The organism is Streptomyces sp. NPDC002785 (genome assembly GCF_040295565.1).
Classification (GTDB): domain Bacteria; phylum Actinomycetota; class Actinomycetes; order Streptomycetales; family Streptomycetaceae; genus Streptomyces.
Map to the genome: position 1 here is coordinate 1 of NZ_JBEOVN010000282.1, position 7,426 is coordinate 7,426.

The following is a 7,426-nucleotide window of genomic DNA, read 5'->3' on the forward strand; positions in this document are numbered from 1 at the left end:
CACACCTACGAGCAGCGCGAGCACCACGACCGCCGTCACCGCGAGACCGACCACTGCCACTTGCGCTCCCCCGCCCGTCGTACGGCCTGTTAGGTTCTTCTTGCCCCGGCGCAGCACCAGCCAGCGCCCGTGCAGCAGCTCCTCGCGGGCCGGGGCGCTCTCGCCGTCCGTGACCTTGACGTTGTTCACGTACGCACCGCCCTCCTTCACCGTGCGGCGGGCGCCCGACTTGCTCGGCGCCAGGCCGACCTCCACCAGGAGGTCCACCAGCGGGCCGAGCTCGGTGACCTGCGCGTGGGGGACCTCGGACAGTGCGGCGCTCAGCGTCGCCTCGTCCAGCTCGCCGAGCTCACCCTGGCCGAAGAGCGCCTTCGACGCCGCGATGACCGCAGCGCACTGATCGGCACCGTGCACCAGCGTCGTCAGTTCCTCGGCCAGCGCGCGCTGCGCCGTCCGGGCCTGCGGACGCCCCTCCGTGACCTTCTCCAGCTCCGCCAGCTCCGCGGGGCTCTGGAAGCTGAGGATGCGCATGTACCGGGAGATGTCCCGGTCGTCCACGTTCAGCCAGAACTGGTAGAACGCGTACGGCGTCGTCATCGCCGGGTCGAGCCAGACGGCCCCGCTCTCGGACTTGCCGAACTTGGTCCCGTCCGCCTTCGTCATCAGCGGGGTCGCCAGCGCGTGCACCTCGGCGCCCGGCTCCAGGCGGTGGATCAGGTCGAGGCCCGCGGTGAGGTTGCCCCACTGGTCGCTGCCGCCCTGCTGGAGGGTGCAGCCGTAGCGCCGGTACAGCTCCAGGTAGTCCATGCTCTGGAGGAGCTGGTAGCTGAACTCGGTGTAGCTGATGCCCTCGTCGGACTCCAGCCGCCGGGCGATGGAGTCCTTGGTCAGCATCTTGTTGACGCGGAAATGCTTGCCGATGTCCCGGAGGAACTCGATCGCGGACATGCCCGAGGTCCAGTCCAGGTTGTTCACCATGACCGCCGCGTTCTCGCCCTCGAAGGACAGGAACGGCTCGATCTGGGACCGCAGCCGCGACACCCAGTTGGCGACCGTCTCCGGGTCGTTCAGCGTACGCTCGGCGGTCGGCCTCGGGTCACCGATCTGACCGGTGGCCCCGCCCACCAGGGCGAGCGGACGCAGACCGGCCTGCTGGAGCCGGCGCATGGTGAGCACCTGCACCAGATGGCCGACGTGCAGACTCGCCGCGGTGGGGTCGTAGCCGCAATAGAACGTGACGGGACCGTCCGCGAGAGCCTTGCGCAGTGCGTCCTCATCAGTGGACTGGGCGAACAGCCCACGCCACTTCAGCTCGTCGACGATGTCCGTCACGGTTCCGTGTCTCCTCAGCTACGTGTATCGAAAGGCAACAGTCAGTCTAAGGGCTGTCCCGTAATCCCTGACGGGCGCGCGGCGTCAGCTACGGCACCTCGCCGCGTTGTCGGAACGTCCGCATACATCCAGTATTCGGACGCCCCTCCGCCTTGCGATGCACCGCATCTGACGCCGCGCGCTGTCCCGCCAGGGATTACGGGACAGCCCTTAGGCGGGTCACACGCCCAGGCTCACCGAGCTCATGTTGAAGTCCGGGATCCGCAGCGCGGGCATGGCGGCCCGGGTGAACCAGTCGCCCCACTCGCGCGGCAGCGTCTTCTCCGTACGGCCCGCCTCCGTGGCCCGCGACAGCAGATCCACCGGCGACTCGTTGAACCGGAAGTTGTTCACCTCGCCGACGACCTCGCCGCCCTCGACGAGATACACCCCGTCGCGGGTCAGCCCGGTCAGCAGGAGTGTCGCCGGATCGACCTCCCGGATGTACCACATGCAGGTCAGCAGCAGCCCGCGGCCGGACGTCGCGGCCACCATCTCCTCCAGGGACTGCCCACCGCCGCCCTCCAGCACCAGGTTGTCGATCGCCGGCGCGACCGGCAGCCCGGTCAGCCCCGCCGTGTGCCGGGTGGTCGTCAGATGCTCCAGCCTGCCGTCCCGGATCCAGTCGGTCCTCGCCAGCGGCAGACCGTTGTCGAAGACGGAAGCGCCGTCCCCGGAGGCATGGGCGATCACGAACGGCGCCGACTCCAGGCCCGGTGCGTGCGGGTCGCTGCGCAGCGACAGCGGCAGCTCGGACAGCGTCTCGCCGATCCTCGTCCCGCCGCCCGGCTTGGAGAACACCGTCCGGCCCTCCGCGGCGTCCCGTGCCGTCGACGACCACAGCTGGTAGATCAGCAGATCGGCCACGGCGGTCGGCGGCAGCAGCGTCTCGTACCGCCCGGCGGGCAGCTCGATACGGCGCTCCGCCCAGCGCAGCCGCTGTGCCAGCTCCGCGTCGAGCCCGGCCGGGTCGACATCCTTGAAGTCGCGCGTGGAGCGGCCCGCCCAGGTCGAACGGGTCCGGTCGGGAGACTTGGCGTTGAGTTCCAGCGTCCCGTTCGGCTGGTCGTGGCGCAGCCGCAGCCCCGTCGACGTACCGAGGTACGTCGAGGTCAGCTGGTGGTGGGCGAAGCCGTACAGCTCACGGCCCCCGGAGCGGGCACGGGCGAAGGCGTCACCGAGTGCCGGGGCGAACTCCGCGAAGACGTCCGAGCCCGTCTCGGCCGGCGCGTCCATGAAACCGGGCGACGAGGGCACCCCGCCGACCAGCGGCTGCGCGTCCTCCGCCGGACCGGCCCCGCGCGCGGCGGCCTCGGCGGCCCGCACCAGCGGTTCCAGGTCGTCGGCGGTGACCGCGGACCGCGACACCACCCCGGACGCCGTGCCCTGCGCACCGTCGACGGTCGCGATGACGGTCAGGGTCCGCCCCCGCGTCACCCCGTTCGTCGTGAGCGCATTGCCGGCCCAGCGCAGATTCGCGGACGACTCCTCGTCGGCGATGACGACACAGCCGTCGGCGGTGGACAGTTCGAGCGCCCGCTCGACGATCTCGTGCGGCTTGCTGACGCGGCTCATCGTCCGGCCTCCTGCGTCGTGTTAAGACTGTGCTGTCCCGGGGGACGACCCCCGGACCCCCAGCCGGTTCCGTGGTGACCGCTCATCGTCCGGCCTCCTGCGTCGTGTTAAGGATGTTCACGCCTCGGAAGAGGGCGGAGGGGCAGCCGTGCGAGACGGCCGCGACCTGGCCCGGCTGAGCCTTGCCGCAGTTGAAGGCGCCGCCCAGGACATACGTCTGCGGGCCCCCGACCTTCTCCATCGAGCCCCAGAAATCCGTCGTCGTGGCCTGGTACGCGACATCGCGCAGCTGGCCTGCCAGCCTGCCGTTCTCGATGCGGAAGAACCGCTGCGCGGTGAACTGGAAGTTGTAGCGCTGCATGTCGATCGACCAGGACCGGTCGCCGACCACATAGATCCCGCGCTCCACCCCGCCGATCAGATCCTCCGTGGACAGCCCGCCCGGATCCGGCTGCAGCGACACGTTCGCCATCCGCTGTACGGGGACATGGCCCGGCGAATCCGCGTACGCGCAGCCGTTGGAACGGCCCAGGCCCGTCAGCTTCGCGATCCGCCGGTCCAGCTGGTACCCGACCAGCGTTCCGTTCTTGATCAGGTCCCAGGACTGCGCCTCGACGCCCTCGTCGTCGTACCCGATGGTCGCGAGCCCGTGCTCGGCGGTGCGGTCGCCCGTCACATTCATCACGGGGGAGCCGTACGCCAGCTTCCCCAGCTGGTCGAAGGTGGCGAACGAGGTCCCGGCGTACGCCGCCTCGTACCCCAGCGCCCGGTCCAGCTCGGTGGCGTGGCCGATCGACTCATGGATGGTCAGCCAGAGATTGGACGGGTCGACCACCAGGTCGTACGTCCCCGCCTCGACGCTCGGCGCCCGCATTTTCTCGGCCAGCAGCCCGGGGATCCGCTCCAGCTCGGCGTCCCAGTCCCAGCCGGTCCCGGTCAGGTACTCCCAGCCGCGGCCCACCGGCGGGGCGATCGTCCGCATCGAGTCGAACTCACCGGTGGTCCCGTCCACGGCGACCGCGGTGAACTGCGGATGCAGCCGCACCCGCTGCTGGGTGGTGACGGTGCCAGCCGTGTCCGCGTAGAACTTGTTCTCGTGGACGGTCATCAGCGAGGCATCCACATGCGCGACACCCTCGGCGCCCAGGAGCCGGCTGCTCCACTCGGCGAGCAGCCCCGCCTTCTCCTCGTCCGGTACGTCGAAGGGATCGATGTCGTACGCCGAGACCCAGGTCCGCTCACCGTGCACCGGCTCGTCCGCCAGCTCGACCTGCTCGTCGGAACCGGCCGCCGCGATCACCTTCGCCGACAGCTTCGCCATGGCGACGGCCTGAGAGGCCACCTTCGCCGCGGAGTCCATCGTCAGATCCACGCCGGACGCGAACCCCCACGCCCCACCGTGCACGACGCGCACCGCGTACCCGAGATCGGTGGTGTCCGAGGTCCCGGCGGGCCGGGCGTCCCGCAGCCGCCAGGACGCGCTGCGCACCCGCTCGAAACGGAAGTCGGCATGCACGGCCCCCAGCGCACGGGCGCGCGCGAGCGCCGCGTCGGCGAGGGCCCGCAGGGGCAGGGCCAGGAATGACTGATCTACCTCGTGGGCCACGAAGGGCTCCCCTCCTCTGATTGGTCCTGGCAGTGAATCATGGAGCGGACCGTCATCGGCCGGCTACAGGTTTCCCGGGTTTTGACTGTGCCGCACGGCAGTAGGCTGATCGTGATCGATGGCCGGGGGGGCCGGTAGCGATACCGACAGGCCGAAGCAGTACGGCAGGCAGCGGGGAGCACACGCGGCGATGGATGTTTTCGGGGTTCACCAGCTCGCTGGTCGGTGTGCGGGACCGCGAGATCCAGCGACACCTCGACGCGGAGCGGGAGCGCAAGGCCCTCTGGCCGGATCCCCGTGCGAAACGCTGATCGGGGCCGCTCAGGGCCTGCGCTTCCTCGCTCTCGATGAGCTGCACACCTAGCGCGGAAGACAGGGCGCGGACGTCGCGCTGCTGGTGCGCAGGCTCCGGGGCGCCTGCGCCGCGCATCCGTCAGAACTTGTCGGCAATCATGCCGGCCCGGAAGGCGGCCCACTCAGAGGCTGTGAAGCACAAGGCTGCACGCTCGGGGTTCTTCGAGTCGCGGACGGCCCTGGCACCGCCGGGCAGCTCCGCGATCTCGACGCAGTCGTGTTCCGCACCGCTCGCGGACGACTTGCGCCACATGGACTCGGAGAGGTCGTGGGCATACAGGTCTGCCTTGGGGCGTTTCACTTCCGGAGGCCTTCTTCCATCTCGGCGATACGCACGAGCGAGTCCTCCACCGGAAGAGCAGCGCCTTGAATGTGCTGGAACGCCAGTGCGTAAGGAGCTGTGTTCTCACCTTCAACGTATGCCGCCCCAGTCAGACTCTCCAGGACGACAACCTCCGACAACGGCTTGGCGAACGTGGCCAGACTGAACCCACCCAGCAGCCCTGGGTGGGCAGTTGGGGCCTTTTTTGCTGTGGAAAGTGTGCTTCGAGATGGGATTGTCGCTCACGGCGAGATGCTGACCGCATTGCGCCACCGTGAATGGCGCAACAGAGGCGCCCCTGTAGGGAGGTTCATGTGCAACTCACTCCCCGACCCACTGCCGCCCTAGGCCGCTTCGTTTAGATCACCGGACTCCGGCCCTGTGCGCGGCCCTGTGTTGTAATCCTCCAAACGGTGCTGGGGAGGGCCGATGAGACGCTTCAAGCGGTTGATGCAGCGTTCGACGGTGTTGCGTTGCCTATATGTCTCGCGGTCGAAGGCGTGTGGTCTTCCACCCTGGCTGCCTCGGCGTAGGCGGTGGCCTCGCTGGTCTGCTGGGACGGGGACCAATGCCCTGATGCCGCGCTTGCGTAGGTGCTCGCGGATGGGGCGTGAGGAGTACGCCTTGTCCGCCAGGACCACGGACGGCCTGGTGCGGGGACGTCCGCGTAGGCGTGGGACGCGCGGGCGGGTCATAACCTCGGTGAACGCTGGCGCGTCACCAGCTTGGCCGGCGGACGCCCTCCCGGCTTTGACCGCGAAATGTACAAGCGCCGCCACAAAGTCGAGTGCCGGATTGGCCTTCTGAAGCAGGCAAGAAGTGTCGCGACGAGGTACGGCAAACTTGCTGCCCGCTACGAGGCGACCGTGCAACTCACCCTCATACGAAATACGCTGTGACCGCACCTCATGCGCGATCACGCCATGGGCCGTCTGGCACCAGTGCGCCGAGCACGGCCAGCAACTGCGGCGGCTCAACCGGGTCTGGCAGCGAGCCCAGATCCGACCACGTGATCCAGACGTGGGTGCCCAGGTTGGCCTGCTCATCGGGGAGCAGACCGGTCCGCACGAGCGATGGTTGCTCGTCGGCGAACTGCGCAACGAAGAAATACTCCGTCCCGATGTACCGCTTGCCTTTCCACTGCACATCACGGTCGACTGGCACCGACCGATCAAGAACCGCAGCCGGGTCGAGTCCGGTTTCCTCGGCCAGCTCGCGTCGTGCCGCCACCAGCGGCGTCTCGCCCGGCTCAATGCCGCCACCGGGCGGCTCCCAGAGCCATGTCCCGTCGAACGGATCACGCCAGTGCAGAAGAAGCATGCGATGGGCAGCGTCCAGACAGATGACCCGGGCGGTGGGCCGGTGCGTTGTTTCCACCACCCCGACGCTATGCGGTGCTCGAAATGCCAATCAAGACTGGCTGTGCTGATCGACATCTCAAACACGCCCTGAGGTCACTACCTCGCCCCCACCCCCACCGGCTTCTCCCTCCACATGTCCGCCTCCCCGCGCAATTTCCGCGCGGCCCGGGGTCTCACGGAGGCGATGCTTATCGGCGCGGGCGTCACTCCTGACCTGGTCGACTCCGCCCAGCTCGTCCTCTCCGAGCTGTACGGCAACGCGGTTCACGCCTGCGGCGACTACGTCCCCCTGGTGGCTGAGGTCGAGTCGACAGCTGCCGGTGTCTGGGTCCGGCTCCACGACCCGGATCGGCACCGTTTCCCGCATCGGGCGGGGGTTCGACTCGACGACCCCGAAGCCGAATCCGGTCGAGGGCTGCCGCTCATGGACTTCCTCGCGCCCGGCTGGGACATCACACTGACTCCCGTCGGTAAGCAGATCTGCTGCCTGCTCCGGCATGGTCGCGGCTGACCGTACACGCCACCAATTACCGTATTGGCGTGCGATTTCGACGATTGTCAGTCCATCAGGGTAGTGTCCCGGTCACGCCGAGTTGACGGTCAACTTCGCAGACGGCGCCGTGCGTTGGGGAGATGGTGGATGGTCGGGCGCGAGTTGTCACCGGCGGATCACCAGGACAAGGAAATCCGTGTAGTTCTGAAGCGGCTCCTGGCCGTCGGTTGGATGTTGCGCAAGGAAGGGCACTGGGGGCGGTTGTACTGCCCCTGTGCCGGAGGAGGCTGTCTCACCATCCCGGTACCGGGTACGGCGAGGGATCCGGGGCGTGCGGCGCGCCG

7 protein-coding genes and 1 pseudogene are annotated in these 7,426 nt (G+C 68.6%); 1 reads left to right on the top strand and 7 read right to left on the bottom strand.

All coding sequences use genetic code 11. The annotated features are described in order from the left end of the window. From tyrS to ABTZ94_RS35065, 7 genes and pseudogenes are all read right to left on the bottom strand, one after another. A partial coding sequence (gene tyrS / locus ABTZ94_RS35030; protein ID WP_351207087.1) for a tyrosine--tRNA ligase occupies positions 1–1,332 on the bottom strand: 1,332 nt, incomplete at its 3' end. A 219-nt stretch (positions 1,333–1,551) separates the two neighbouring features. Next, positions 1,552–2,946 (bottom strand): metallopeptidase TldD-related protein, encoded by a 1,395-nt coding sequence (locus ABTZ94_RS35035; RefSeq protein WP_351207089.1) that lies wholly within the window; start codon positions 2,944–2,946, stop codon positions 1,552–1,554. Between the two features lie 82 nt (positions 2,947–3,028). Next, on the bottom strand, positions 3,029–4,552 hold the full coding sequence (locus ABTZ94_RS35040) for a TldD/PmbA family protein (RefSeq protein ID WP_351207091.1): 1,524 nt from the start codon (positions 4,550–4,552) through the stop codon (positions 3,029–3,031). A gap of 433 nt (positions 4,553–4,985) precedes the next feature. After that, the gene (locus ABTZ94_RS35045) at positions 4,986–5,207 is read right to left on the bottom strand and encodes a DUF397 domain-containing protein (protein ID WP_351207093.1); all 222 of its coding nucleotides are present in this window, start codon (positions 5,205–5,207) and stop codon (positions 4,986–4,988) included. After that, a complete protein-coding gene (locus ABTZ94_RS35050; protein WP_351207099.1) occupies positions 5,204–5,464 on the bottom strand; it encodes a Scr1 family TA system antitoxin-like transcriptional regulator in 261 nt (86 codons plus the stop codon). The genes ABTZ94_RS35045 and ABTZ94_RS35050 overlap by 4 nt, the downstream gene beginning before the upstream one ends. Before the next feature lie 198 nt (positions 5,465–5,662). Next, positions 5,663–5,968 (bottom strand): annotated as a pseudogene (locus tag ABTZ94_RS35055) (transposase); the annotation flags it as partial. Between the two features lie 166 nt (positions 5,969–6,134). Continuing rightward, positions 6,135–6,605: an NUDIX hydrolase gene (locus ABTZ94_RS35065; protein WP_351207095.1), complete on the bottom strand. Its 471-nt coding sequence runs from the start codon at positions 6,603–6,605 to the stop codon at positions 6,135–6,137. A gap of 117 nt (positions 6,606–6,722) precedes the next feature. Here ABTZ94_RS35065 and ABTZ94_RS35070 point away from each other — a divergent pair, with 117 nt between their 5' ends. After that, positions 6,723–7,100, top strand: coding sequence for an ATP-binding protein (locus ABTZ94_RS35070; protein WP_351207097.1), 378 nt, complete (start codon positions 6,723–6,725; stop codon positions 7,098–7,100). The last annotated feature ends 326 nt before the right edge of the window (positions 7,101–7,426 follow it).